General features: G+C 62.8%; 26 protein-coding genes. 12 read left to right on the top strand and 14 right to left on the bottom strand.

Translation table 11 applies throughout. The annotated features are described in order from the left end of the window. Positions 1 to 25: 25 nt before the first annotated feature. The 8 genes from flgE (at position 26) to flgL (ending at position 8,984) form a co-directional block, all read left to right on the top strand. Positions 26 to 1,246 carry a flagellar hook protein FlgE gene (gene flgE, locus BMY30_RS12460; protein WP_089714185.1) on the top strand — a complete coding sequence of 407 codons (1,221 nt, stop codon included), beginning with the start codon at positions 26 to 28 and terminating at the stop codon, positions 1,244 to 1,246. Positions 1,247 to 1,268: 22 nt separating this feature from the next. Then, positions 1,269 to 2,027: a flagellar basal-body rod protein FlgF gene (gene flgF, locus BMY30_RS12455; RefSeq protein WP_089714183.1), complete on the top strand. Its 759-nt coding sequence runs from the start codon at positions 1,269 to 1,271 to the stop codon at positions 2,025 to 2,027. 38 nt (positions 2,028 to 2,065) lie between these two features. Further along, complete coding sequence (gene flgG / locus BMY30_RS12450) at positions 2,066 to 2,848, top strand: flagellar basal-body rod protein FlgG (protein WP_089714181.1); 783 nt, start codon at positions 2,066 to 2,068, stop codon at positions 2,846 to 2,848. Between the two features lie 30 nt (positions 2,849 to 2,878). Then, positions 2,879 to 3,577, top strand: coding sequence for a flagellar basal body L-ring protein FlgH (locus tag BMY30_RS12445; RefSeq protein WP_170840137.1), 699 nt, complete (start codon positions 2,879 to 2,881; stop codon positions 3,575 to 3,577). Positions 3,578 to 3,588: 11 nt separating this feature from the next. Continuing rightward, positions 3,589 to 4,713: a flagellar basal body P-ring protein FlgI gene (locus BMY30_RS12440; protein ID WP_089714275.1), complete on the top strand. Its 1,125-nt coding sequence runs from the start codon at positions 3,589 to 3,591 to the stop codon at positions 4,711 to 4,713. Then, the gene (flgJ, locus tag BMY30_RS12435) at positions 4,713 to 5,756 is read left to right on the top strand and encodes a flagellar assembly peptidoglycan hydrolase FlgJ (protein ID WP_089714179.1); all 1,044 of its coding nucleotides are present in this window, start codon (positions 4,713 to 4,715) and stop codon (positions 5,754 to 5,756) included. The genes BMY30_RS12440 and flgJ overlap by 1 nt, the downstream gene beginning before the upstream one ends. Before the next feature lie 78 nt (positions 5,757 to 5,834). Further along, positions 5,835 to 7,739, top strand: a complete 1,905-nt coding sequence (gene flgK / locus BMY30_RS12430; RefSeq protein WP_089714177.1) for a flagellar hook-associated protein FlgK — start codon at positions 5,835 to 5,837, stop codon at positions 7,737 to 7,739. 18 nt (positions 7,740 to 7,757) lie between these two features. Then, positions 7,758 to 8,984 carry a flagellar hook-associated protein FlgL gene (gene flgL, locus BMY30_RS12425; RefSeq protein ID WP_089714175.1) on the top strand — a complete coding sequence of 409 codons (1,227 nt, stop codon included), beginning with the start codon at positions 7,758 to 7,760 and terminating at the stop codon, positions 8,982 to 8,984. Positions 8,985 to 9,084: 100 nt separating this feature from the next. Here flgL and fliR read toward each other — a convergent pair whose 3' ends face one another. The 13 genes from fliR to fliF form a co-directional block, all read right to left on the bottom strand. After that, complete coding sequence (gene fliR, locus BMY30_RS12420; protein WP_089714173.1) at positions 9,085 to 9,885, bottom strand: flagellar biosynthetic protein FliR; 801 nt, start codon at positions 9,883 to 9,885, stop codon at positions 9,085 to 9,087. 16 nt (positions 9,886 to 9,901) lie between these two features. After that, positions 9,902 to 10,171 carry a flagellar biosynthesis protein FliQ gene (fliQ, locus tag BMY30_RS12415; RefSeq protein ID WP_089714171.1) on the bottom strand — a complete coding sequence of 90 codons (270 nt, stop codon included), beginning with the start codon at positions 10,169 to 10,171 and terminating at the stop codon, positions 9,902 to 9,904. 22 nt (positions 10,172 to 10,193) lie between these two features. Further along, on the bottom strand, positions 10,194 to 10,877 hold the full coding sequence (fliP, locus tag BMY30_RS12410) for a flagellar type III secretion system pore protein FliP (RefSeq protein ID WP_089714273.1): 684 nt from the start codon (positions 10,875 to 10,877) through the stop codon (positions 10,194 to 10,196). Between the two features lie 71 nt (positions 10,878 to 10,948). Beyond that, positions 10,949 to 11,389, bottom strand: coding sequence for a flagellar biosynthetic protein FliO (gene fliO / locus BMY30_RS12405; protein WP_089714169.1), 441 nt, complete (start codon positions 11,387 to 11,389; stop codon positions 10,949 to 10,951). Beyond that, positions 11,386 to 11,961, bottom strand: coding sequence for a flagellar motor switch protein FliN (fliN, locus tag BMY30_RS12400; RefSeq protein WP_089714167.1), 576 nt, complete (start codon positions 11,959 to 11,961; stop codon positions 11,386 to 11,388). The genes fliO and fliN overlap by 4 nt, the downstream gene beginning before the upstream one ends. Then, positions 11,954 to 12,997 carry a flagellar motor switch protein FliM gene (fliM, locus tag BMY30_RS12395; RefSeq protein ID WP_089714165.1) on the bottom strand — a complete coding sequence of 348 codons (1,044 nt, stop codon included), beginning with the start codon at positions 12,995 to 12,997 and terminating at the stop codon, positions 11,954 to 11,956. The genes fliN and fliM overlap by 8 nt, the downstream gene beginning before the upstream one ends. Before the next feature lie 21 nt (positions 12,998 to 13,018). Continuing rightward, positions 13,019 to 13,498 (bottom strand): flagellar basal body-associated protein FliL, encoded by a 480-nt coding sequence (gene fliL, locus BMY30_RS12390; protein WP_089714163.1) that lies wholly within the window; start codon positions 13,496 to 13,498, stop codon positions 13,019 to 13,021. Between the two features lie 132 nt (positions 13,499 to 13,630). Next, a complete protein-coding gene (locus tag BMY30_RS12385) occupies positions 13,631 to 14,965 on the bottom strand; it encodes a flagellar hook-length control protein FliK (protein WP_170840136.1) in 1,335 nt (444 codons plus the stop codon). 19 nt (positions 14,966 to 14,984) lie between these two features. Continuing rightward, a complete protein-coding gene (gene fliJ, locus BMY30_RS12380; RefSeq protein ID WP_089714157.1) occupies positions 14,985 to 15,446 on the bottom strand; it encodes a flagellar export protein FliJ in 462 nt (153 codons plus the stop codon). Then, entirely contained in the window at positions 15,443 to 16,834 is a 1,392-nt protein-coding gene (gene fliI / locus BMY30_RS12375; protein ID WP_280140897.1) for a flagellar protein export ATPase FliI, read from the bottom strand. The genes fliJ and fliI overlap by 4 nt, the downstream gene beginning before the upstream one ends. Further along, the gene (locus BMY30_RS12370; RefSeq protein ID WP_089714155.1) at positions 16,834 to 17,580 is read right to left on the bottom strand and encodes a flagellar assembly protein FliH; all 747 of its coding nucleotides are present in this window, start codon (positions 17,578 to 17,580) and stop codon (positions 16,834 to 16,836) included. The genes fliI and BMY30_RS12370 overlap by 1 nt, the downstream gene beginning before the upstream one ends. Positions 17,581 to 17,614: 34 nt before the next feature. After that, complete coding sequence (gene fliG, locus BMY30_RS12365; protein WP_089714153.1) at positions 17,615 to 18,619, bottom strand: flagellar motor switch protein FliG; 1,005 nt, start codon at positions 18,617 to 18,619, stop codon at positions 17,615 to 17,617. Further along, positions 18,612 to 20,354, bottom strand: a complete 1,743-nt coding sequence (gene fliF, locus BMY30_RS12360) for a flagellar basal-body MS-ring/collar protein FliF (protein WP_089714151.1) — start codon at positions 20,352 to 20,354, stop codon at positions 18,612 to 18,614. The genes fliG and fliF overlap by 8 nt, the downstream gene beginning before the upstream one ends. Before the next feature lie 252 nt (positions 20,355 to 20,606). On the opposite strand from fliF, the gene fliE reads away from it, so the two are divergent. Continuing rightward, the gene (fliE, locus tag BMY30_RS12355) at positions 20,607 to 20,936 is read left to right on the top strand and encodes a flagellar hook-basal body complex protein FliE (RefSeq protein ID WP_089714149.1); all 330 of its coding nucleotides are present in this window, start codon (positions 20,607 to 20,609) and stop codon (positions 20,934 to 20,936) included. A gap of 133 nt (positions 20,937 to 21,069) precedes the next feature. After that, on the top strand, positions 21,070 to 21,549 hold the full coding sequence (locus BMY30_RS12350; RefSeq protein WP_089714147.1) for a hypothetical protein: 480 nt from the start codon (positions 21,070 to 21,072) through the stop codon (positions 21,547 to 21,549). 88 nt (positions 21,550 to 21,637) lie between these two features. Here the strand turns inward: BMY30_RS12350 and BMY30_RS12345 are convergent, their stop codons facing one another. Beyond that, complete coding sequence (locus BMY30_RS12345) at positions 21,638 to 21,979, bottom strand: hypothetical protein (protein ID WP_089714145.1); 342 nt, start codon at positions 21,977 to 21,979, stop codon at positions 21,638 to 21,640. Positions 21,980 to 22,155: 176 nt separating this feature from the next. On the opposite strand from BMY30_RS12345, the gene fliD reads away from it, so the two are divergent. Further along, positions 22,156 to 23,514 (top strand): flagellar filament capping protein FliD, encoded by a 1,359-nt coding sequence (gene fliD, locus BMY30_RS12340; RefSeq protein ID WP_089714142.1) that lies wholly within the window; start codon positions 22,156 to 22,158, stop codon positions 23,512 to 23,514. A 270-nt stretch (positions 23,515 to 23,784) separates the two neighbouring features. Continuing rightward, complete coding sequence (locus BMY30_RS12335) at positions 23,785 to 24,975, top strand: FliC/FljB family flagellin (protein WP_089714139.1); 1,191 nt, start codon at positions 23,785 to 23,787, stop codon at positions 24,973 to 24,975. Positions 24,976 to 25,057: the final 82 nt, after the last annotated feature.

Below are 25,057 nucleotides of genomic sequence, written 5' to 3'. Positions count from 1 at the left end.
AATATGATCCGCAGGGGATAACGACATGGGATTTTCACAAGCACTGAGTGGGTTGAACGCCGCCGCCTCCAGCCTTGACGTCCAGGGCAACAACATCGCCAATTCGCAGACCGTGGGCTTCAAGAGCAGCAGCGCCCAGTTTGCCGATGTCTTCGCCAATTCCAGGGTGGGCCTGGGCACGCGGGTGTCCGCCGTGCTGCAGGACTTCAGTGAGGGCAACCTGGAGGCGACCAGCCGCAACCTGGACCTGGGCATCAGCGGCCAGGGCTTCTTCCGGTTCGAGCAGGCCGACCAGGTGGTTTATTCGCGCAATGGCCAGCTGACCATGACGCCGGATGGCTATCTGCAGAATGCCCAGGGCGCGCGCATCATGGGCTACGGTGCCAACGCGGCAGGTGAGGTGCTGGGTGGTGGCCAGCCGGAAGTGTTGCAAGTGGCATCCGACGAGATGCCGGCCAGCGCCACCACCCAGGTGGCCACCACCTTCAACCTGGATTCCCGTGAAGTGGCAGGTCAGGGACTGAATACCGCGGAAATGGATGATGGTACGCAAGTCCCCTACCACTTCTCCAATAACTTTACGGCCTACGACTCTTTGGGCAACCCGCGAAACTTCAGCGTCTATTACGAGAAGACGGCTGCCAACGCCTGGGACGCCAAGGTAGCCATGGACGGTTACTATGACGCAGCCAACGACTTTACATTGAGTTTCGATAATAACGGTGGCCTAACTGCACCAGGCACGCCGCCTACCATTAATGTGGCCAACAATAATACGACGCCACTTGGCACTGGTCCCGCGGCCCTGTCATTCGATCTGAATCTGGCCGGCTCCACCCAGTTCGGCAACACATCCACCACCAGTTCCCTGACCCAGAACGGCTTCACCTCTGGGACACTGGTCGGCATCAACATCGAAAACGATGGCACCGTGGTGCGTAATTACAGCAATGAACAGTCGCTTGCGGCCGGCCAAATCGTCATGGCCAACTTCCGCAACCCGGAAGGCTTGAATCCCCAGGGCGACAATGTCTGGTCCGCCACTCAGGCATCGGGCCAGGAACTGGTCGGGCCTCCCGGCACGGGGTTGCTGGGCACCATCGAGTCCGGTGCCATCGAGACTTCCAACGTCGACATGGCACGTGAGCTGGTCAATATGATCGTGACCCAGCGTGCCTACCAGGCCAACTCCAAGACTATCCAGACCCAGGACGAGGTCCTGCAGACCGCCATCAACCTGCGCTGATCGCGTCGACGGAGACTCACCCATGGATCGCATTCTCTATACCGCCATGAGCGGCGCCCGACAGAGCATGGAGCAGCAGTCGGTGGTCAGCCACAACCTCTCCAATGTGGATACTGCCGGCTTTCGCGCCCAGCTGCACGCCATGCGCGCCGTGCCGGTGCAGGGTGATGGCGCACTGCCAACCCGCGTCTCGGTGGCCGCCTCCACGCCGGGAGCGGACTTGACGACCGGTGCCATCAACCAGACCGGTCGCGCCCTGGATGTCGCCATCGACGGCCAGGGATGGCTCGCCGTACAGGCGCAGGGTGGCGATGAGGCCTATACGCGCCGTGGTGATCTCCAGGTGGACGGCAACGGCCTGCTGACCAGCGTCGGTCGCCCGGTGATGGGCGAGGGCGGACCCATCCAGGTGCCGCTGGGCGCCCAGGTCTCCATCGGGGCGGATGGCACCATCAGTACCATCGGCGCCGGCGAGGATCCCGATGCCCTGGTGCCGGTCGGTCGCCTCAAGCTGGTCAACCCTCCGCAGGGAGAGCTGGCGCGCAGCGACGACGGCCTCTTTCGCCCCATTGCCGGTGAGGATGAGGCACCGGCTGCCTTGCCGGCCGACGAGGATGTGCGTCTCGTCAGCGGAGCGCTGGAAGGCAGTAACGTCAGCGCCGTGGATGCCATGGTGTCGATGATCGACGTGGCACGTCGCTACGAGATGCAGACCAAGGTCATCAGCACCGCCGACGAAAACGCTCAGCGTGCCAACAGCCTGCTGTCGGTGCAGGGCTAAGTGCCCGCACCACACCCGATTACTCAGAGGAAACCGGAATGATCAAGTCACTCTGGACCGCCAAGACCGGCCTGGAATCCCAGCAGGTCAAGCTGGATGTCATCTCCAACAACCTGGCCAACGTCAGTACCAATGGCTTCAAGCAGTCCCGAGCCGTATTCGAGGACCTGCTGTACCAGAACATTCGACAGCCCGGTGCCCAGAACAACATCCAGGACCGCCTGCCCTCGGGCATGCAGGTGGGTACAGGCGTTCGCCCCGTGGCTACCGAGCGGCTGCACACTCAGGGTGGGCTCGAGAACACCGGGAATTCTCGTGATCTGGCCATCAACGGCAACGGTTTCTTCCAGGTGCTGATGCCGGACGGCTCCACCGCCTACACCCGGGACGGTAGCTTCCAGCTCAACGAGAACGGCCAGATGGTCACGGCCAACGGGTATCCGATGGAGCCGGCGATCATCATTCCCGCCAACGCCCTCTCGGTGTCGATTGGCGAGGATGGTGTGGTAACCGTCACCGAGCCGGGCAGTACTCAGGACAACCAGGTCGGCCAGATCACCCTCTCCACCTTCGTCAACCCGACCGGGCTCGAGAGCATGGGCGGCAACCTCTATGCCGAGACGACCTCCTCCGGGCCGCGTAACGAGTCCATGCCCGGGATGAACGGTGCCGGTCGTCTCTTTCAGGGCTATGTCGAGACCTCCAACGTCAACGTGGTGGAAGAGATGGTCAGCATGATCCAGACCCAGCGGGCCTACGAGATCAACAGCAAGGCGGTGCAGACCAGCGACGAGATGCTGGCGCGCCTGACCCAGCTGTAACCGAGAGAGGTGGCTGCAATGGTGGGCCTGATGAATGACATGCGAGGCAGGCGAGAAGGCGTCGTCGGCTGCCGGTTGCTGGTACTGGCCCTGGTGCTGCTGGTTCTGGGGGGGTGTGCGCAGATTCCGCGTGCCTCGGTGGTCGGTGAGCAGGAACGTATCGAGATTCCCGATCGCCCGGCACCGCGTGCCAATGGCTCGATCTATCAGGCCGAGCGAGGTTACCACCCTCTCTTCGAAGATCGCCGACCGCGGACGGCGGGCGACATTCTGACCATCGTGCTGGACGAAGAGGTCAGTGCCAGCAAGAACAGCCAGTCCAACGCCGATCGCAGTGGCTCATCCAGCCTCGACCTGGCCCAGTTGCCCGATGCCCTGGAGACACTGGCCGAATATGGCTTCGATTTCAGTGGCGACAGCGATTTCAGTGGCGGCGGAGGGTCCGAGGCCAATAACTCCTTCACCGGCACCATCACCGTCTCGGTACTCGAGGTCATGAACAACGGCAACCTGCGGGTGCGTGGCGAGAAGCACATCGCCATCAATCAGGGTACCGAATTCATCCGCTTCTCGGGTGTGGTCAACCCCCGCACCATCACGGCCCAGAACACCGTGCCTTCCACCTCGGTCGCCGATGCGCGAATCGAGTATGTGGGTGACGGCTACATCAACGAGGCGCAGCACATGGGCTGGTTGCAGCGCTTCTTCCTTAACGTCTCGCCCTTCTAGGTGGTGGCATGATGCGTGTTGACGGCTTGGCGAAAAATCCCCTCATCCGACTCCTGCTGTTGGCCATGATCGCGCTGGTGGCCCTGCCCGCTCAGGCTGAGCGAATTCGTGAGTTGGCGTCTTTCGGTGGTGTGCGCGACAACGTGTTGGTGGGCTACGGCCTGGTGGTTGGGCTGGATAACACGGGCGACCAGACGACACAGGCGCCGTTCACCGGCCAGAGCCTGTCCAATATGCTCTCGCAGCTCGGCATCACCGTCCCCCCCGGGACGAACATGCAGCTGCGCAACGTGGCAGCGGCGATGGTCACGGCCGACCTGCCCCCCTTCTCGCGCCCCGGTCAGCGTATCGACGTGACCGTCTCCTCCGTGGGCAACGCCCGAAGTCTGCGCGGCGGCACCCTGTTGATGACTCCACTCAAGGGCGCCGATGGCGATACCTATGCCATCGCGCAGGGAAGTCTGCTGGTCGGCGGGGCCGGGGCCCAGGCCGGCGGCAGCAGCGTGCAGATCAACCAGCAGGCCAGCGGTCGTATTGTCGGAGGGGCCATGGTCGAACGTGAGGTGCCCCTCGACCTGGGCGCCAACGGCGGAGTGCTCGATCTCGAGCTCAACGAGGCGGATTTCGGAACCGCCCAGCGTGTGGTGAGCGCGATCAATGCCGAGTTCGGCCGTCCGGTAGCGGCGGCCCGCAATGGTCGCGTCATCGCCCTCGACGGCCCGCAGAGTGCCAACTCACGCGTCAACTTCATGGCGCGTGTCGAGAACGTTCAGGTCACTCCCACCGAGTCCCTCCCCCGGGTGGTACTCAACTCGCGTACCGGCTCCATCGTGCTCAATGGCAACGTGACACTGCGTCAGGCTGCCGTGGCCCATGGCAACCTCTCGATCGTGATCGATACCGAGGTGGGCGTCAGCCAGCCGAATCCGTTCACCGGTGGCGAGACCGTGGTGGTTCGTGACACCGAGATCAGCGTCGAGCAGCAGCCCGGCACCCTCAAGGTCGTGGAAGGCGCCGACCTGATGGAGGTGGTGGATGCCCTGAACACCCTGGGCGCTTCTCCCGCCGACCTGATGTCGATCCTCGAGGCGCTCAAGGCCGCCGGATCGCTGCGAGCCGAGCTGGAGATCATCTGATGAGTCTGGGCAGCAATATCGACGGCCAGTTCGCCCTGGACATGCAGGGCCTGCAGCGGCTCAAGCATACGGCCCGGCAGGATCCTTCCGGTGGCGCCGGGGAGGCCGCCAAGCAGTTCGAGGCGCTGTTCATCCAGATGATGATGAAGAGCATGCGTGAGGCCATGCCGACCTCCGGCCTCCTCGACAGCAAGCAGACCGACTTCTACCAGTCGCTGCTCGACAAGCAATGGTCACAGACCCTGGCGAATCGCGGTATCGGCCTGGCCGATACGCTGGTCGCGGAGCTGGAAGGCCGCGGGTTTGTTCCTCCTCAACAGGCTAGCGAGGGGACGGATATCGAGTCATTGATCGCCGGTATTCCCCAAGGCAGCCCCAGGGTGCTGACGGATGCCATCCAGCCCGAGGCAGCGGATGACAAGGCGACGATGCCGCAGCAGTTCCTCGACGAACTGATGGCGATCCCCGCTGGTGCATCATCCGACAGCGACGTTGACGGTTCACGCCAGGCGACACGAAACGACCTGCCCGCTCATGTGCAGAACTTCCTGGATCGCCTCGAGGCGCCCGCCCAGGCGGCGAGCCGGTCCACCGGGGTACCGGCCGAGTTGATCCTCGCCCAGGCGGCCCTGGAAACCGGCTGGGGCCGGCATGAGATCGCCACCCGTGATGGCGGCAACAGCTACAACCTTTTCGGTATCAAGGCCGGTAGCCGCTGGCAGGGTGAGACCACCGAGATCACCACGCATGAGGTGTTCGACGGCCAGCGCCAGCGCATTCGTGATGATTTCCGGGTCTATGGTTCCTTCGAAGAGGCCTTTACCGACTACGCCCGGTTGATCAGTGAGAATTCCCGCTACGCTGCGGTGACTACCGCGGGTAGCGCCGAGCAGGCGGCCAAGGCACTGCAGCAGGGCGGTTATGCGACCGATCCGGCCTATGCCGACAAGTTGATTGCCGTGATGGACACCATGGGGCCGCTGGGCGGCAACACGACCCTGGCGAGCAACGGCACGCCTGGTGGAATCCCCGTGTCGTTCTGATCCAGCGCTCGAGGATTTAACTCTCAAGATTGTCGCCGCAATGCCGATACACTCATATCGGCTTAAGGAAAATACGCCATGAGCATCTTCTCCACGGGACTGAGTGGCCTCAACGCGGCACAGAATGCCCTGAGCACCACCAGTAACAACATCAGCAACGTCTATACCCCAGGTTATAACCGCGAGGTGACCATTCTCGGGGAGAGTCGTGCCGATGGCGGCGTCGAGGTCAACGACATCCAGCGCCAGTTCAACCAGTACGTGGCCTCGCAGCTCAATGCCGCGACCAGCAAGTCCAGTGCCCTGGAGGCCTACAGCACCCAGGTGGACCAGATCGACAGCCTGCTGGCGGATCGGGACGCCGGCCTGGCTCCCCTGATGCAGAACTTCTTTTCCTCCATGGAGGACCTGGCCAGCGCGCCTTCCGATCCCGCTGCCCGTCAGGGCGTGCTGGGTGCCACCGATACCCTGACCGCCCAGTTCCGCTCCTTCGATGGCTACCTGCAGGACATGCAGCAAGGCATCAACGGCCAGATTGCCGACGAAGTCACCCAGATCAACAACACCACCGAGCAGCTGGCCGGCATCAACCGGGAAATCATCCTTGCCCGGGCACGCACCGGCGAGGCGCCCAACGGCTTGCTCAACCAGCGCGACCAGATGGTCAACGAGTTGAGCGAGCGCATGGATGTGCGTCTCAACATCCAGGACGGCAAGACCTACAACATCAAACTGCCCAATGGCCAGCCACTGGTGGCCGGTACCAACCATTACAAGCTTCAGGCGATGGATTCTCCTGCCGACCCTCAGCGCACGGTGCTGGGCTATCAGGATTCCGGCGGCAACCTGGTGGCCCTCAACGAGGATACCGTTACCGGCGGCACCCTCGGTGGCCTGATGGACTTCCGGGCCGAGACCCTGGACAAGACCCAGAACCAGATCGGCCAACTGGCCGTCTCCTTGGCCATGGGGGTTAACCAGCAGCATGCCAGCGGTGTTGACCTGGACGGCGAGCAGGGTGGGGCGCTCTTCACCTTCGGTGAGCCTCAGGTTTATTCCCATGCCGGCAATACCGACCCGGGAGCCACGGCCACCGCCAGCTTCGACGAAGCGGATCTCGGAGGGCTTCGCGCGACCGATTACACCATTAGAGTCGTTGCCGATAGTCCCGGCGATGCCAACGGGTTCGAGGTGGTGCGCAAGGACAGTGGCGTAGCGGTAGATGCGACCTTCGATACCAACACGCTGAGCTTTGGCGGCGTGCAAGTCGAATTCCAGAATCTGAACAATGCCCAGCAGGGAGACCGCTTCGAGATCCAGCCGGTAAGGCGTGCGGCAGGTAACCTGGAGAGCGCCATCTCCGATCTGGACAAGATCGCCGCTAGCAGCCTGGTAAAAGTCGGAGGCGACAGCAGGGCCATCGAAAAGGCACTGGCAGATCCTGTGCCAGGCAATACCCTGACGGGTGATACACCTTGGACATTGACCGTCGTAGATGCTGGAAACGGAACTTTTACGCTCAACACCGAGAATGATACAGGCGCAACTGGCCCCTCGTTCACAGGTAAGCAATCGGGCAATGAGATCGTGCTTGATGGCGTCACTCTGACATTGGGGCAGTTAGAGGATGGTCAAAAAGTGACCCTGGGCTTAGCTGATGTCGGCAGCGGCAACAACGAAAATGCGTTACGCATGCAGGAACTGCAGGAACAGTCGCTGGTGGGTGGCAGTGCCTCCCTCAGCGGCGCCTATGGTGCCATGGTCAGTGACGTGGGTAACCGTACCAATATCGTCCAGGTCAACCTGGATGCCCAGCAGGGGCTGACCGAGCAGCTCAAGGCCGTGCAGCAGTCCGAGTCCGGCGTGAACCTGGACGAGGAAGCCGCCAACCTGATCCGCTACCAGCAGTACTACCAGGCGAATGCCAAGGTTATCGAGACAGGCAGGAACGTCATCGACACCATCCTTGGCCTGCGCAACTGATTCCAGGAGACTCCCTAGATGCGTATCAGCAGCGTCACCATGTTCGAGCAGAGCGTCTCGTCCATGAATCGTCAGCAGGGCGAGTTTCTCAATGTCAGCCAGCAGATCGCCAGCGGCCGCCGGGTGGTCAATCCTTCCGACGACCCCCAGGCGGCGTCTCGGGCCGTGGGGGTCGACCAGGCCAAGGCCGTCACCCAGCAGTATGCCGACTCACGGGTCAGCGCGCGTAACTCGCTGTCGCAGACCGAGAGCATACTCAACAGCGTCAGTGATGCCGTTACCAGCGCCAAGACGCTGATGGTACAGGCTTCTAGTGATACCCTCAGCGACGTGGACCGCCAGTCGGTGGCCTCGGAGCTGCGTGGCATCTACGAGACGGTGATCGGCCAGGCCAACGCCACCGATGGCAACGGTCGGCACCTGTTCGGTGGCTATCAGGACAGTTCGGAGCCCTTTGTGCGAACCGCGGGTGGAATCGACTATGCCGGAGACAGCAATACCCGCGAGCAACGCATCGATTCCTCGCGGCTGATGAAGGTCACCGAGAATGGAGAGTCGATCTTCCAGAGCGTGCCCAGCGGCGCCGGCTATGTGGCCGAGGCGGATGGCGGCAACGCTGGGAGTCTGACCTTCTCCGGCCCCCAGGTTATCGATAACGACGATCCCGACTATGGGGAGGCGTTTCGTGTCACTTTTACAAGCGATACGGAGTATGACGTCGAGAAAAAGAACGCTGCTGGTGGCTGGGACATGCTGACCTCTGGCAGTGCTTACGACGGCGAGTCCGGTACGGTGTCTGTCGGTGGACTGCGTCTCGACTTGAAGGGCGAGGCTGTCAGCGGGGATACCATCGAGTTCGCCCCTGCCGACGAGATGAACACCGACCTCTTCCGCACCTTCGAAAAGGCGCTGGCGGTGCTGGAGAACGAGGCTGGCGCCCCTGCCACGCCGCAGCGCGATGCCGAGCGCACTAACACCCTGAAGACGGTGATGCGCGAGTTCGACAACAGCCTGGATAACGTCCTGACCACCCGAGCCTCCGTCGGGGCGCGCCTCAACGAGCTGGACGTGGTCGATTCCGTCGGCGGTAACCGGATGCTCAATTACGAGCAGACGCTCTCTGACCTGGTCGACCTCGACTATGCCGAGGCGATCTCCGAGTACAGCCTGCGGCAGGTGGGCCTGCAGGCATCGCAGAAGACATTTGCCGATATGAAGGGGATGTCGCTGTTCAATTATCTTTGATATCAGGTCTCTGACTTTCGGTCCCTGATGACCATGGTGTCTGGCAACCTCTGCCATGGTCTTTTCCGCCTCGCTGCCTTCCATGGCCGGGGCGGTTTTTTTAGCTCGCTATCGGCAGCGGTGCCATGGTCTCCAGCAGGTTCTGCAGGAAGGCCAGCCCCTGGCTGAACAGGCGTTCCAGGAAGCTCCCCAGGTCCGTCATCAGGACCATCAGCAGGATCAGACCCACCGTCAGCGAGGTTGGGAAGCCGATGTTGAAGACCGTGAGCTGGGGAGCCGAACGGTTGAGGATGCCCAGCGACAGGTTGATGATCAGCAAGGCGGCTACCAGCGGCAAGGCAAGCAGCATGCCCGCCGTATAAATGGTGCCGCCATAGCGGGCCAGCATGATGAAGGCATCCGGATTGAAGCGGCCGATGCCGATCGGCAGTGTCTGGAAGCTGTAGACCAGCACCTCCAGCACCATCAGATGGCCATTGAAGGCCAGGAACATCAGCAGCGTGACCATATAGAGAATACGTGACAGCACCACCATATTGGTGCCACTCGCGGGATCGAAGAAGGTAGCAAAGGCCAGGCCCATCTGCAGGCCGATGAAATCCCCCGATGCCTGCACCACAGCCAGCATCACCCTTACCGTCAGGCCGATGGCGGCGCCGATCAACATTTGCTCGACCAGGATGCCGAAGCCTGCCCAGGAAAAAACCGGTACCTCGGGCATGGGAGGCAACACCGGGGCGATTACCACCGCCACGGCGCCGGCCAGCGCCAGCTTGGCCTGGCGCGGTATGCTGGAATGGCCCCATAACGGGGCGCTGAGCATCAACGCCGTGACTCTCGTAAAGGGCCACAGGAAGGCGACCAGCCAACCATGAAGCTGAGCGAAGGTGACCTCCACCATCAGCGAGCGTCCCTCCTCACGTGATCATCGCGGGGATGTTGCTGAACAGCTCGATGGTATAGTTGGTGATCAACTTGAGCAGCCAGGGCCCGGTCAACACCAGGACCGCGAACACCGCGAGGATCTTGGGGATGAACGAGAGGGTCATCTCGTTGATCTGGGTAGCGGCCTGGAACAGGCTGACCAGCAGGCCGGTGGCCAGAGCCGTGATCAGCAGGGGCCCGCCCAGCAGCAGCGTGACACGCATGCCCTGGTAGGCAATGTTCATTACTTGTTCAGGTGTCATCCTGCCCTCCTCGTGCGTGCGGTCAGAAATAGAAGCTTTCTGCCAGCGAACCGATGATCAGCTGCCAGCCATCCACCAGCACGAAAAGCATCAGCTTGAACGGCAGCGAAATGGTGATCGGTGGCACCATCATCATGCCCAGTGCCATCAGCACGCTGGCGACGACCAGGTCGATGATCAGGAAGGGGATGAAGATCGTGAAACCGATCTGGAACGCGGTCTTCAGCTCGCTGGTAACGAAGGAAGGCACCAGGATCCGCATGGGCACATCCTCGGGCCCCTGAAACTCGCCGATATCGGCCAGGCGGGCGAACATCGCCAGGTCGGGCTCGCGGGTCTGGGCCATCATGAATTCCCTGAAGGGGCCCTGGGCCAGCTGCAGGAACTCATCGAAGTTGATCTCGTCATTGGCAAGCGGTACCCAGGCCAGCTCATGCACCTGCCCGAGCACCGGCGCCATGATGAACAGGGTGAGGAAAAGGGCCAGCCCCAGCAGCACTTGGTTGGGCGGGGTGGCCTGGGTGCCCATGGCCGTTCGCAGCAGGCTCAATACGATGATGATGCGCGTGAAGCAGGTCATCATCAGCAGCACGGCGGGCAGGAAGGCCAGGGAGCTGAGCAGCAGCAGGGTCTGCAGCGAGAGCGACCACTGCTGTCCGCCATCGTCCGTGGGGCGGCTGACGATACCGGGAATTTCCTGCGCCATCGCCAGCGTCGGCGAGGCCAGCAGGACCCCGACGGCGAAGGCGATCAGCAGGTGCCTGGGTGCAGCTAGCCTCACGGCTTCCCCCCGCGACCCAGGCTGGCGTTATGCCTGACGGCCTTGGCGAAACGAGTCCCGAAGGAGTCGCCTGCCTCGAAGCCCGCGCCGTTCGAGGAGCTGGGTTTGCGTGGTTCTTCCGGGGCCGGCATGTCATGTAGTTTGCTGACCTGGCCAGCCCCTACGCCGAGTACCAGCCAGGTGCCTTCCACCTCGACGATCACGACGCGTTCCTTGGTCCCCACCGCCGTGCTGCCTACGACGCGAAGGTGGCGTCCATGGCGCTGGTGGGGCAGCCCCCAGCGGCGAAGCACGAAGGCGGCCACCAGGATGATGACCAGGATCAGCGCCAGTGCCGCGGCGGTCTTGCCAAGCGTGGCCATGCCGATCAAGGCCTCGCCGCCGCTTACGGCGGCATCCAGGCCGGCCTGGGGCTGTTGGGGCGTTGCCTCGGTCATCGGTTGAGCTTCTGGACCCGCTCGGATGGTGTGATGATCTCGGTGATGCGAATGCCGTACTTGTCCTCGACGACCACGACCTCGCCCTGGGCGATCAGATAGCCATTGATCAGGATATCCATGGGCTCGCCCGCCAGGCCATCCAGCTCGACCACCGACCCCTGGGCAAGCTCCAGCAGCTGCTTGATGGTCAGCTTGGTACGACCCAGCTCGACGGTAAGCTTGACCGGGATATCCATGATCATTTCCAGGTCGCGCCCTGTCGTCGACCCCTGGCCGGCCTCGAGCGGACGGAAGACACTGCCTCCGGCGGACTGGGCAGCGGGCCTTGCCTCGGCCTGCTCTGCCTTCTGCTCCTGCTCGGAGGATTCCGCGGCCGACTGCTCGGCCATCGCCTCGGCCCAGGGATCGTCATCATCGGCTGGGGTGTCGGCGTCGTCCTGCTGCTCCGACATGGCAGCTGTCCAGTCGTCTTCGCTGATGCTTTTATCAGACTTGTCGGAAACCGGCTTGTCGGGATCAGGCTTGTTAGGGTCTGACTTTTTGGGATCAGGCTTGTTGGGATCAGTCATGGTTCGATTCCTTGGCTTGCGACCTGGACCCTTTCACGAAGGCGTCGGCTGGCGCATGGTCGGCGGCATGGTCGAAGATGCGCAGCACGCGCAGTGCTCGCTGCTCATGCTGGCTGCCGTATTCACACTCCATCACGGGCACGCCATCCACGCTGGCAGTCACCTTCTCGGGTAGCTCCAAGGGCAGCACATCGCCGCGCTTCAGAGCCATCACATGGGCGATGCGGCTCTCGATATGGGTAAAGTTGGCGACCAGCTCCACCTCGGAGTGGCGTATCTCGCCGGCAATCCGCCGCGTCCAGGTGCCATCCTTGTCCTGGCTGCCATCGCTGAGCGGATTGGTCAGCAGGTCGCGTAGCGGCTCGATCATGGTGTAGGGCATGCAGATCTGGAAGTTGCTGGCGAGATTGCCCACCTCGAGATTGAAGTTGGTGTTCACCACGATCTCGTTGGGTGAATTGGTGATGTTGGCGAATTTCGACTGCAACTCCGAGCGCAGGAAGCTGATCTCGAGGGGGTAGACGGATTTCCAGGACTCGCTGTAGGCGTCGATGGCCAGCTGCAGCATCCGCTGGATGATGCGCTGTTCGGTGTTGGTGAATTCACGCCCCTCGGACTTGGTCACGAAGCGCCCGTCACCGCCGAACAGGTTATCCACCACCATGAACACCAGGCTGGGGGGGAACACGATCAGGGCCGAGCCGCGCAGGGGCTTCATGGCGATGATGTTGATATTGGTCGGCACCGGGACATTGCGGGAGAACTCGCTGTAACTCTGGTAGCGGACCGAGTCCACGGTGATGTCGGCGCTGCGGCGAATCAGGTTGAACAGGCCCATGCGGAAGTGCCGCGCGAAGCGTTCATTGATGATGTCCAGGGCATGCAGACGCTCGCGAATGATCCGGTGCTGGGTTGCCGGATCATAGGGGCGTATGCGCGGCCCGCCGCCGTTCTGGGCTTCGGGCTCGTCATCACCGCTCACCCCCTTGAGCAGGGCGTCGATCTCTTCCTGGGACAACAGGTCGTCTTCGGACATGGCGTCTTGTCTACTCCCGGCCTATTGCACGATGAACTCGGTGAAGAGCACCTCGTTGATGGCGACGTCCGGCTGGTTTTCCGACATCGGTGCCTCGAGGGCGGCAATCACCTGTTCTTCCAGGCGTTGCTTGCCTCCCGGAGAGGTCAGTTCACCTGCCTGCTTGCCGGAGAACAGCGTCAGCAGACGGCTGCGGACCTGGGGCATGTGCTGCTTCAGGATCTCCTGGCTGCCCTCGTCACCGAGCTTCAGCGTCAGGCCGGTATAGAGCAGTCGCGGGCCGTAGTCGTCGTCGGCCAGGTTGACGGTGAAGGGCTCGATCGGCAGGAAGATCGGTGCCTGTTGCTCGGGCGTCTCCGGGGCGTTGAGCGTCGCTTGTGCCTCGCTGCCTTGCTGGGTGAAGACCATGTAGAGCGCCACCGCTGCCGCCGATGATGACAGGATCAGCAGCACCATCATTGCCCACAGGAGCTTGCGGGAGCCTCCGCTGGATTTCGCCATGTGCTTTCCTAGGTTGTAGTGTGTTGCCGACGATATCGACGCAGTATGCGTGTCGCGCCGTGATCATGATGATCCGAACAGGCTCGCTGATAGCGCCTATCTTGCTTGTTTGACGCCCGCCAGCCTGAAGGATCAGGCATAGAGGTCTACGCGGCCGTCCAGAGACAGGTCGCGCACCTTGCCATCGCTGGCGCCGGGTGCTCCTTCGCTGCCCTCGTCGACCTCGGCCGCTGCCAGCATGCCACCCGGCTGTCCTTGGGCCTCATCACCGTTACCGTTTCGCTGCTCGCCTACCGAGGTTTCGCCCAGGCTGATGCCCTGCTCGGCGAGGGCTTCACGCAGCTGCGGGATGGCCTGTTCCAGCGCCTGGCGCACCTGGGCATTGGCAGAGAGGAACTGCGCCTGTGCGCCCTGGTCGCCCATCTTCAGGGATACCGACAGTGGCCCGAGCTCCGCCGGGTGGAGCTGCAGTTCGACGCGCTGCTCACCGCCGCCCTGGCTCAGGCGCACCAGCTGCTGACCGAGCTGCTGGGGCCAGGCGGGGCTCGACACCGGTGCCTGGATGCTGGCCTGGGCGCTCGGGGAGGCGGCGCTGGCCGTTGACGGAGCCATTCCCTGGCCGACCAGCTCGAATCCGCCGTTGGAGCCTTTCGTATCAGTGCGCGCAGCCATCAGGGTGTCGTTGGCGACAGAGAAACGCTGCGGGAGCTCGTCGCTCGGCACAGCGGCTTGGCGAGTAACGGCCTCCAGGGTGGTTCCCGCGCGCTCGGCGGTCTGGTCGAGTTGAGTCACCAGCGACTGACGCAGGCCCTTGCGCTCTAGCGTATCGGTCGCGATCGCCTGGAGCAGGGCATTACCCCGTGGTTCGTTGCCCGCGTCTCGAAGGGAGCCGCCCTCAGGCCGGATCGAGCCGGGTTGAACCGCCTGAGCCGCCAAGGGCAAGATCGCGAGGTCCTCACCAGTCTCGAGGCGGCCAGCCTGCTCGATCAGATCGAGACGCTTCTGAAGCGCCTCCCAGCCCTCGCCACTCTGTAGGTCAGTACCTTCCAGCGCCTTGATAGCGGCCTCTACCTCACCCTCCGAGAGGCTCGCCATGGCTGCCTGGTGGCCCGCCGATTCCAGCCCGAGGCCGGGTAACGGGCCTTGCTGGGCGCCCTCTCCCTGGCGGGACACGCCAGACAGCAGCGCCTCGCGTCCTACGACACCCAGGCCGGGGCCGGCAGGGCGGCCAGCCTCCTTGAGACTTGCCTCCTTGAGACTCGCGTCCAAGGGCTGCGCTGGCGTCCCGGCTTGCCGGCTGGGCATCCCCGCCGACGGGTGAGAGCCTTCGCTGGCACTGTCCTGCCGGGCCCGGCTCGCACCGGCCAGGTTGCTGGCAAAGTCGCCTCCTTCGCCCTGAGCCTTACCCTTTTCTCCACCGGCGGTAGCACGACCACTGGTGGCATTGACTAGCAACTGGATATCCATCGACAGTCTCCTTGCTGGCTCAGTGCTCGCCCTGGGACGAGCGCTGGCGGACCAGCCGGTTGTTGACCAGGTCGTCACTGACGTTCTGTTCCCGGCGTTGTTCATCGCGGCGCCTGGCGGCATCTCGCCGTTCGGTCAGGGTGTCGTAGGACGACAGGCGCTGTTGTTGTTGCTGCCACTGCTGGCGGGTCTTCTCGACCCGTTCCTGCTGGGCGGCCAGTGCCTGCCGAGCACGCACCAGGGCGTCGTCCAGGGAGGCGAGGAATTGCTGGTAGTTGTGCATGGTGGCCGGGTCGATACCGTCACGCATGGCCGTATTGAGCTTTTCGGCGTACTCCTGCCGATAGTAATACAACGACTCCAGCTGCTGGCTGACCTGGCTGCTGGTGCGCTGCTCGCCGGCAAGGTTCTGCCCCGCCTGATCCCGGGCATCCCGGGCGAGTTCGACGAGGGTGTCGAGCGGTGTGCTGTTGCGGCTCATGCGTTACCTCCAAGGGTACTGGCAAGGGCCTGACGGGCGTCTTCCAGGCTGCTGTTCTCATCGATGCCCTGCTGCAGGAACTCCTCGAGTTGCGGATAGCGGCGTACTGCCTCATCCAGCTGAGGGTCCTGGCCCGACTGATAGGCCCCGACGCTGATCAGGTCTCGATTGCGCTGATAGCGGGAGAAGAGCGACTTGAACCGCTGGGCTTGCTGTAGCTGCTGCGAGTCGATGATGGCGGTCATCGCGCGGCTGATCGAGGCCTCGATATCGATGGCCGGATAGTGCCCTGCTTCCGCCAGGGTCCGCGAGAGCACGATATGGCCATCGAGGATGGCACGTGCCGAATCGGCGATGGGATCCTGCTGGTCGTCGCCTTCGGTGAGCACGGTATAGAAGGCCGTGATCGAGCCGCCGCCACGCTGGGCATTGCCGGCACGCTCGACCAGATTGGGTAACTTGGCAAACACCGAGGGCGGATAGCCCTTGGTTGCCGGGGGTTCGCCGACGGCCAGGGCGATCTCGCGCTGGGCCATGGCGAAGCGGGTCAAGGAGTCCATGATTAACAGGACATTGCGCCCCTCGTCACGGAAGCCTTCGGCCAGCCGGGTGGCATAGGAGGCCCCCTGGAGGCGCTGGAGTGGCGAGGTATCGGCCGGCGCGGCCACCACGACGGCACGGCGCAGGCCCTCTTCGCCGAGGATGTTGTCGATGAAGTCCTGGACCTCACGACCCCTTTCGCCGATCAGCCCCACCACGATCACGTCGGCGCGGGTGTAGCGCGCCATCATGCCGAGCAATACCGACTTGCCGACGCCGGAGCCGGCGAACAGGCCCATGCGCTGGCCGCGGCCGACGCTCAGCAGGGCATTGATGGCGCGGATGCCTACGTCGATCTGCTCTTCGATGGGCGCGCGACTCAGCGGATTCAGCGGCGGTGTGGCCAGCGGCGCATGCGGCACGTCACCGAGTGGCCCCAGGCCATCCAGGGGGGCGCCGTTTCCGTCGACGACACGACCCAGCAGGTCCTCACCGAGCGGAAAACGGCGGGCGCTCTCGTGCGTGCCATCGGCCAGGGGAAAGACCCTGGCCCCCGGCATCAGGCCGGTGATCTCGGCCAGCGGCATCAGGTAGAGCCTGTCGCCGGCGAAGCCCACGACCTCGGCCTCGGCGTAGCGACGCGCCTCCTGATGGCCGGCCGGCAGCTCGATGCGACAGGCATTGCCTAGTGCCACCTGCAGTCCCACCACCTCGATCACCAGGCCAGTGGCGCGAACCACCCGGCCGCTGCTGCGACAGGGGGGCAGCGGTTCCACACGCGCGCGCACGCCCCGCAGGGCGCGCTGCCAGTGGGCCTGGTGAGGGTTGGCGGACAGCGGCTCGGCCACTAGTGCTCCTCCCCTTGCGGCGTTTGCGTGGTCGGGCTGCGTTGGCGGACCTGGTCCTTCACGGCCTGCCAGCGGCTCTCCCAGGTGGCATCGAGCTCGCCATTGGCGCTGGTCACCCGGCAGCCGCCGCGGCTGAGCTGATCATCCGGCTGCAACGACCAGCCGGCAGCCGAGAGTTCTTCGCCCAAATGCTTCTCTACCAGCTTGTGATCCAGCGGATGCAGCCAGAGACGCTGCTGGCCGATCAGCGGTGGCTCGGTATGCAGCAGCGCGCGCACCAGTTCCAGTACCTGGCGGGGCCGCGTCTTGAGGGCCTCGCCGGCAAGCTGATGACCGGTGGCCAGGGCCAGGTCGACCAGGTCCGCGGCGACGGTCTCGTCGAGCTCTTCCAGGGCAGCGCCGAAGGCCGTGGCCAAGGAGGCCAGGGGCTCCAGCTCTTCGGCGAGGCGCGCTTCCATCTCGTCTTTCGCCTGCTGGTGGCCTTCCTCGAGCCCCTTGGCCAGCCCTTCGGCATGGCCCTCTTCGCGCCCCGCTGCCAAGCCTTCCTCATGGGCTTCCCGCTTGACCTTCTCGCGCAGCGCCTGCAGTTCCGCCTGGCGTTTCATGGCGTCGCGCTGTGCGTCATCCTGCTTCGTCTCCTTGCCGGCACTTTCCTTGTCGCGCCAGGATTCGCTTGGGGCAGCGCGACGCGGGGTCTGCAGCTCGCCCATCTTCCAGCGGCGCCAGGGTGTCTGGCTCTCGGCCATGCCCCCTTCCCCCCGTTCAGACGAATCGCTACGTTCAAACATAGGCTTCGTCTCCGCCGCTCAGCACGATCTCGCCACCGTCGGCGAGGCGCCGCACCACCTGCAGGATGGCCTTTTGTTCGGCCTCCACCTGGGAAACGCGGATCGGGCCGCGGGCTTCCATGTCCTCGAGCATCAGGTCGGCGGCACGCTGGGACATGTTGCGCATGAACTTGTCCAGGAGGTTTTCCGGGGCCCCCTTGAGCGCCACCACCAGGGAGTTGGTATCGATCTCCTTGAGGATGAGCTGGATGCTGCGGTCGTCCAGGTCGAAGAGGTTCTCGAACAGGAACATCTCGTCGATGATCTTCTGGGCCAGGTCTTCGCTGTGCGAGCGCACCGTCTCGATGGCCGCCTCTTCCTGGCTGGAGTTCATCAGGTTGAGGATCTCTGCCGCGGTACGTGCGCCGCCCATCTTGCTGCGCTTGAGGTTCTGGCCATCGAGCATGTTGGTGAGCACCTCGGTGAGCTCCTGCAGGGCGGCGGGTTGCACGCCACTGAAGGTCGCGATGCGCAGCACCACATCGTTGCGCAGCTTTTCGTCGAACAGCGCCATCACGTCCGCCGACTGGTGGCGTTCCAGGTGGATCAGCACCGTAGCGATGATCTGCGGGTGCTCGTCGCGGATCAGCTCCGCCACCATCGAGGCTTCCATGAGGTTCAAGGCATCGATGCCCGAGCCGGTACCGCTGGTTTCCAGCACGTCCTCGATCAGGCTGGAGGCGCGATCGTTGCCCAGTGCCTTGGTCAGCACCGAGCGGATATGCTCGCTGGAGTTCAGGTTGAGGGCGATGAACTCCTCGGTCTCGTCGTGGAAGGCCTGCAGCACCTGGCGCATGTCGTCGTGGGAGACCTGGTCGAGGCGGGCCATCTCCGTGCTGATCTGCTGGATCTCGCCGGGGGAGAGGTACTTGAACACCTCGGCCGCACTGTCCTCGTCCAGTGCCAGCAGCAGGATCGCACTGCGCCGCGCACCGCTCATCTCCTGAAGCTTAGCCATTCTTGTTCATCCAGCCGCGAACGATCATGGCCACCATGCGTGGGTCTTCCTCGGCCATCTCGCGAAGGTCGTTGAGGTTGTCCTCGTAGCCAGAGGCCTTGCTCTTGCGTCGCGGTTTGTCGTAGGTGAATTCGTCTTCCTGGCCCTCGCCGGACGAGCGCTCCTCTTCCTCGTCGCCGACGTTGGCCTGGAAGCTCGGTGCGGGCCTGGTAGATGCCTCGGGAGCCTGACTGGCGCGCTTGACCAGCGGACGCAGGATCAGCAGGTAGAGCAGCAGGACCGCCAGCCCAATCAGCAGGTAACGGCCCAGGGTCATGGCCAACTGCTGCATGCCGGGTTCCTGCCACCACTCGAGGGGCTCGATCTCCGTGTCCGTCCGCGTGAAGGGGCTGTTGACCACGGCAATCTCGTCGCCGCGGGCCTGGGAGAAGCCCATGGCCTGGCGAACCAGCCGTTGGATCTGGTCGAGCTCGACATCAGTGAGCGGTGATGGCTGCATGTTGCCCTCGTCGTCCGGGGTCGGGCGGTAGTTGACGACGACCGCGGCCGACAGCCTTTCTATCTGGCCACGACGGTGCTGGACATGCGTGATGCTGCGATCGACCTCGTAGTTGATCACGTTGTCGCGATTGAGGTTGCTCGTCCCCTCGAAGGTGCCCTCGTCCGCCTGCTCTCCATCTTCCGCCTGTTCTCCCTCGGCATCCGCGTCACCTTCCTCGCCGGGCGGGTTCGCCACTGGGGACGCAGCGAAACCCGGCGGCGTATTGCTCAGTGCCCCGGGGATCCCGCCGGCCAGGTCATCGTTGCCGCTGTAGCTGACGCTGCTCTGGAGGCTGCGCACGGCGGCCTCGTTGGGGGGCTGGTTGGGCCCGTAGCGCTCCGAGGTTTCCTCGCGGCGGGAGAAATCCACCTGGGCGGTTACCTGGGCCTTGACGTTCTGGATGCCGAGGATCGGCGTCAGGATGGACTCGATGCGACGCTGGTAGGAGCGCTCCACCTCGGCGATATACTCCAGCTGTGTGCCGTCCAGCCCCAGGCCGTTGGCCTCGCTGGCGGTCAGCATTCGGCCATCCTGGTCGACCACGGTGACCGCATCGGCCGCCAGGTCAGGCACGCTGCTGGAGACCATGTGCACGATGGCGTTGACTTGTCCCTCGCCGAGGGTGCGTCCGGCATGCAGGGTCAACACCACCGAGGCCTTGGCCGGCTCGCGGTCGCGCACGAAGACCGAGTCCTTGGCCAGCGCCAGGTGAACCCGGGCCCGGTTGACCGGCCCCAGTGATTCCATGGAGCGTGACAGCTCGCCCTCCAGGCCACGCTGATAGTTGATCTGCTCGGCGAACTGGCTGATACCGAAGGCCTGGTTCTCCATCAACTCGAAACCGACGTTGCCGCCTTGCGGCAGCCCCTGTTCGGCCAGTTGCAGGCGCAAGGTGTGCACCTGGTCACCGGGGACGAGCAACGCCTGGCCGCCCTGGCTGAAGCGGTAGGGAATGCCGCGAGTGTCGAGCTCGTTGATGATGCTGCCGCCGTCCGCCTCGCTGAGGTTGCTGTAGAGCACGCGATAATCGGGGCCGCTGGCCCACATCAGCAGAACGACAATCAGGGCGATCGAGGCGGCGCCCGCGATCAGCAGGGCCACCAGCGGGTTGCCACGCAGCTTTTCCTTCAGGCGCGCAAGCCCCGCCGAGCCCTGGCCGGCCTGGCTATCGGTGGCGGAAGCGCCACTGCTCATGCGGGTCTCCAGGCGTGGCTGGAGCCGTGAGCGAGGGTCATCAAGGAAGAAGGCATCGACTGCTGTCCGTCCATCGCGGTTGGCCGCCCAGGAGTGGGCGGTACTCTGATGGAGGCCATTATCCGCGGCCGCTGTCACCCTAAAGGTCAGAAAAGCCCAGTTTTTATGGGCCATTTGGCCGCTTGGCCAAGGGGCTCGGGCTGGTAGCCTGACTATCCAGTTACCGTACCCCTATTTGCCAAGGTGGTTGTGATGAGTGCTCCCGCGATCGAGTCAGTCCTTTCCCAGATGCAGTCATTGGCCAGCCAGGCGGCGTCACAGCCGTCCAGCGGCCAGCGGGTCGACACCCAGGTGGGCGCCGGCGGCTTTAGCGGCGAACTGCAGTCGGCCATCCATCGCATCAACGACCTCAAGCTCGATGCCGCTGCCAAGGCCGAGGCCTTTCAGGCCGGCACGCCCGGGGTGGAACTCAACGACGTGATGGTCGACATGCAGAAGGCGAGCGTGGCCAGCGAGATGGGCGTCCAGGTGCGTAACCGCCTGGTCACGGCCTACAAGGACGTCATGAACATGCAGGTGTGATCGTGCTTCGAGCCGTATCGGCGGTTCCGTCATCTCTCAAGTCTCAAGCTTTCCACGGATTCGCCGATAGACCTTTTACCTTCCATCATCCCGAGCCTTGCAGCCATGGCTCACTTCAGGGAGATCCCTCGCCATGACGAAGATGGAGACCTTTCCCACCGCCACTGATACCGATGTCCTGGCCTCGCTGGACAGGGCGTTGGCAAAACTGACGGCACGCGACGCCACGATCCTGGGCGCCGAAGCCAACGAGCGCACCATCGCCTGCCGGCTGGCCTTCTACCTGCAGGTCGAACTGCCCAACTGGGACGTCGACTGCGAATATAATTGCTGGGCAGCCACCGGTCAGCGCAAGGGTCACACGATCGTCGCAACCACCAGCGAGACCACCAACGCCCGTACTATCTACCCTGATATCCTGATCCACCATCGCGAGAGTAAAGAACACCTGGCGGTCATCGAGCTTTGCAAGAGCAGCTTTCCCCACGGCAAGCACCAGGATGTGAAGAAGCTACGCCACTGCCTCGCCAAGCTCGGTTGCCAGCACGCCCTGCAACTGGAGGTGGGGGTAGGCGAGGCCATTGGCGAGAACCGCATCGAGCCGCTGCACTGACGCCTGCCTCGAGGCGCTCTCCAGCTCGCGATCCGTGGTGAGATGCGTGAAGATTGTGTAAAGGAAGCGCTGGACCCTGTGAGGGCCCTCAGCGCTTCAGCTCCATCGCCCGGTCGTGCAGCTGGCGTATCCGCTTCAGCGCGGTGGCCTCATGGTCATCCAGTTCCAGCACCTTATCGGTCCCGCCGGCCTTCACCTTCTCCACCGTCTCGGCGTGCCGGTTCAGCAAACTCTCCAGGTTCATGCGGATCATGGTGCGTTCCAACTCGAACTCGGTCTTGAAGGTCTTCAGCTGCTGACGTAGCTCGGCGTCGGTGGTCATCATCAAGCGTGCGGAGAGGGTATCGCGGACCATCGTCTCCACCGACTTGAGCTTGGGCACCAGGTCATCCAGCAGCTGGTGGGCGGTGATAGTATCCTCGCTGGTCAAGGGTCTGCCTCCTTGTGAAACGTGATGCGGTGATTGGGGAGATATCGGCGAGAGACGGGAATTCTTGAGCCCAGGGGTCAGCGGCAGCGATTTTTCATGGCGGTCGGTTAAAGTTCTTCCGCACGCGGCCGATACTCTCTGCATTACCCGTTCAGGCGCTCAAAAAGGGGCATCTCATGGCCAGCATTTCATCTCTCGGCATCGGTTCCGGCCTGGATCTCAATGGCCTGCTAGACCAGCTTCGCTCTGCCGAGCGCGAAAAGCTGGCGCCGTTGGCAACCCAGAAGAGCCAGGAGCAGTCGAAGATCTCCGCCTTCGGGCGGCTGCAGTCCGGCCTGGACAAGTTCCAGGATGCGGTGGCCAAGCTCAACGACACCTCGCTCTACGAGGGGCTCTCCGCCAAGGTGCAGGGGGACGGCATGAGTGCCACCGCCAGTGCCGAGGCCAATCCCGGGCGCTATGAGGTCAGCGTGACCCAGACGGCTCGTGCCGGCAGCCTGGCCAGCACTCAAGTGACGAACCTGGACGATCCCTTGGCCGGAGCGAATGCCACCCTGGATCTAACCTTCGGCGATGGCGGTACGAAAAGCATCGCCCTGGCGGAGGGGGCTACCCTCGGCGATATCCGCGATACCATCAATGCCGACCCTGATGCCCGGGTGGATGCCTCCATCATCAACGACGGCACCGGCAACCGCCTGGTGCTCAGTTCCCGTGAAAGCGGTGCCGATGCCGGCATCACCGGCATGACCTTCACTAACCTGGCGGGAGGCCTCACCGAGGATGCCGCCACGGCTCAGCCGGGCCGTAACGCCGAGCTGAATATCAACGGCATCGCCATCACCAGCCCCACCAATACTGTGGAGGGTGCCATCCAGGGCGTGACCCTGCAGTTGGACCCTTCCGCGACGGGTGAAACGCTGAACCTGGACGTGTCGCGGGATACCGGCGCGCTCAAGGAAGCCGTAGGCAAGCTGGTCTCCTCCTACAATGAGCTGCAGTCCACCATCGGCCGCCTGACCGCCTACGGCGGCGGAGAGGGCTCCTCTGGCGAGCTGATCGGCGATCGTACCGTCCGCAATATCGAATCGGACCTGGCGCGTGACTTGACCAGCAGCGTGGCGGGAGGCGAGCTCTCGATCATGTCTCAGCTCGGCGTCTCCCTGAACGATAAGGGGCGCCTGGAACTGGACGACGCCAAGCTGAACGAGATCATCGCGGATGATCCCCAGCAGCTATCCGACTTCTTCGCAGGTGCCGATGAAGCGGGCGGCCTGGCTGGCCGCATGGAGGCCACCCTGGGGCGCTTCCTGGATGATGGTGGACGTATCGACAGTGCCATCGGCAGCTCCGAGAGCCGCGTGGAAAGCCTCGATCGCCGCTATGCGCGCATGGAGCAGAGCGTGGAGCGCACCATCGAGCGCTATCGGACTCAGTTCAGTCAGCTGGATAGCATGATCGCCAACATGAACCAGACCAGCAGCTACCTCACCCAGCAGTTCGCCTCTCTGGATGCCCAACTGGGGCGCGACTGACCCTTTCCTCGCTCGTCGTATCCCTCAAGCCATTGCCCCGGCCTTCTGGCCGGGGCGATGGCGTCTGGCCTCACCATCGAACTGTGCCGTATCAAGTTGCGGAAACCCCTACCAGCAAAAATTGGTGATTTCCCCCTAAAGTTTGCCCTGGGGGGGCCGTTATAGAGAGTAACGGCCAACGGCGCCGTTGTGGCAGGCCCGCTGGGCCTTGAACATCAATCGCAGCGGGCCCGCCATTGGAGCCCTCAACTGGTTAGAAGGAATCACACCATGTCAGTGATCAATACCAACATCACCTCCATGATCGCTCAGCAGAACCTGAGTGAATCGAAAAATGCGCTTACCACCAGCATGGAGCGTTTGAGCTCTGGCCTGCGTATCAACAGCGCCAAGGATGATGCGGCCGGTCAGGCCATCGCCAACCGCATGACTTCACAGATCACCGGTCTGGGTCAGGCTCAGCGTAACGCCAACGACGGTATTTCCGTTGCTCAGACTGCCGAGGGTGCACTGAATCAGGTTAACGATAACCTGCAGCGTGTTCGCGAACTGAGTGTTCAGGCCCAGAACGGAACAAATTCTCAAGACGACCTTGTATCAATCCAAGCTGAAATTGATCAGCGTCTTAGCGAGATTGATCGTATCTCAGAGCAGACTGATTTTAACGGAACCAAAGTTCTTGCTAGTAATCAAGAGCTGAATATTCAAGTAGGTGCCAATGACGGCGAGGCCATTAGTATAAACTTGGAAAAAATTGATGCAAGTTCCCTCAACTTGAGCTCCTTTACTGTTAGCGGCCCTGATCTGGATGATGGAGGGACCGCGACAGCTACCGCCTTACAGGCTGAGTTTGGTGAAACTACTGAATTAGCTACTGCATCAGTAACTACAGCTCCAACGGCAGCCGATTGGCAAGACAAGTTTGACTTGGATAATGCCGCGACGCTTGGTGGCGCAACAGTTGTCGCCGATGATTCAGGGAGATTCTTCGCTAAAGAAACTATTACAGTAACAGGCGACGATATTGCCAAAATGGAATCATTGGGCTTTGAAGATACCGGCACTGCTGGTGAATTTGAAGTCTATGCCTCTATTGATCCTCAAGAAGCGACTCCAAATGGTACAAATTTAGATGTTACTGTTGATTTAGATAATTATACTGTAGGGGAGCTTACCGGAAGCTCAACCGCAGATCCCCTTGAAACCCTTGATAATGCCCTTAGCAAAGTTGATACACTGCGTTCCGACCTTGGTGCCATCCAGAACCGTTTCGAGTCTGCCATCACCAACTTGCAGACCAACGAGACCAACCTGTCAGCCGCTCGCTCGCGTATCGAGGATGCCGACTATGCCTCTGAAGTGGCTGATATGACCCGTGGGCAGATTCTGCAGCAGGCCGGCACCTCCGTACTGGCACAGGCCAACCAGATCCCGCAGAACGTTCTGTCTCTGCTGGGTTAAGGCTAAGCCCTTGAGTCAGGCCTCGGGGAAGACTCTTCCCCCTTGGCAATGACACCGAACCGGCTCCATTCGTGGGGCCGGT

The sequence above is a fragment of the Halomonas daqiaonensis genome (assembly GCF_900109725.1).
Classification (GTDB): Bacteria; Pseudomonadota; Gammaproteobacteria; order Pseudomonadales; family Halomonadaceae; genus Halomonas; species Halomonas daqiaonensis.
The sequence above is the reverse complement of the archived record's forward strand: the minus strand, read 5'-3'. Positions and strand labels throughout refer to the sequence as shown.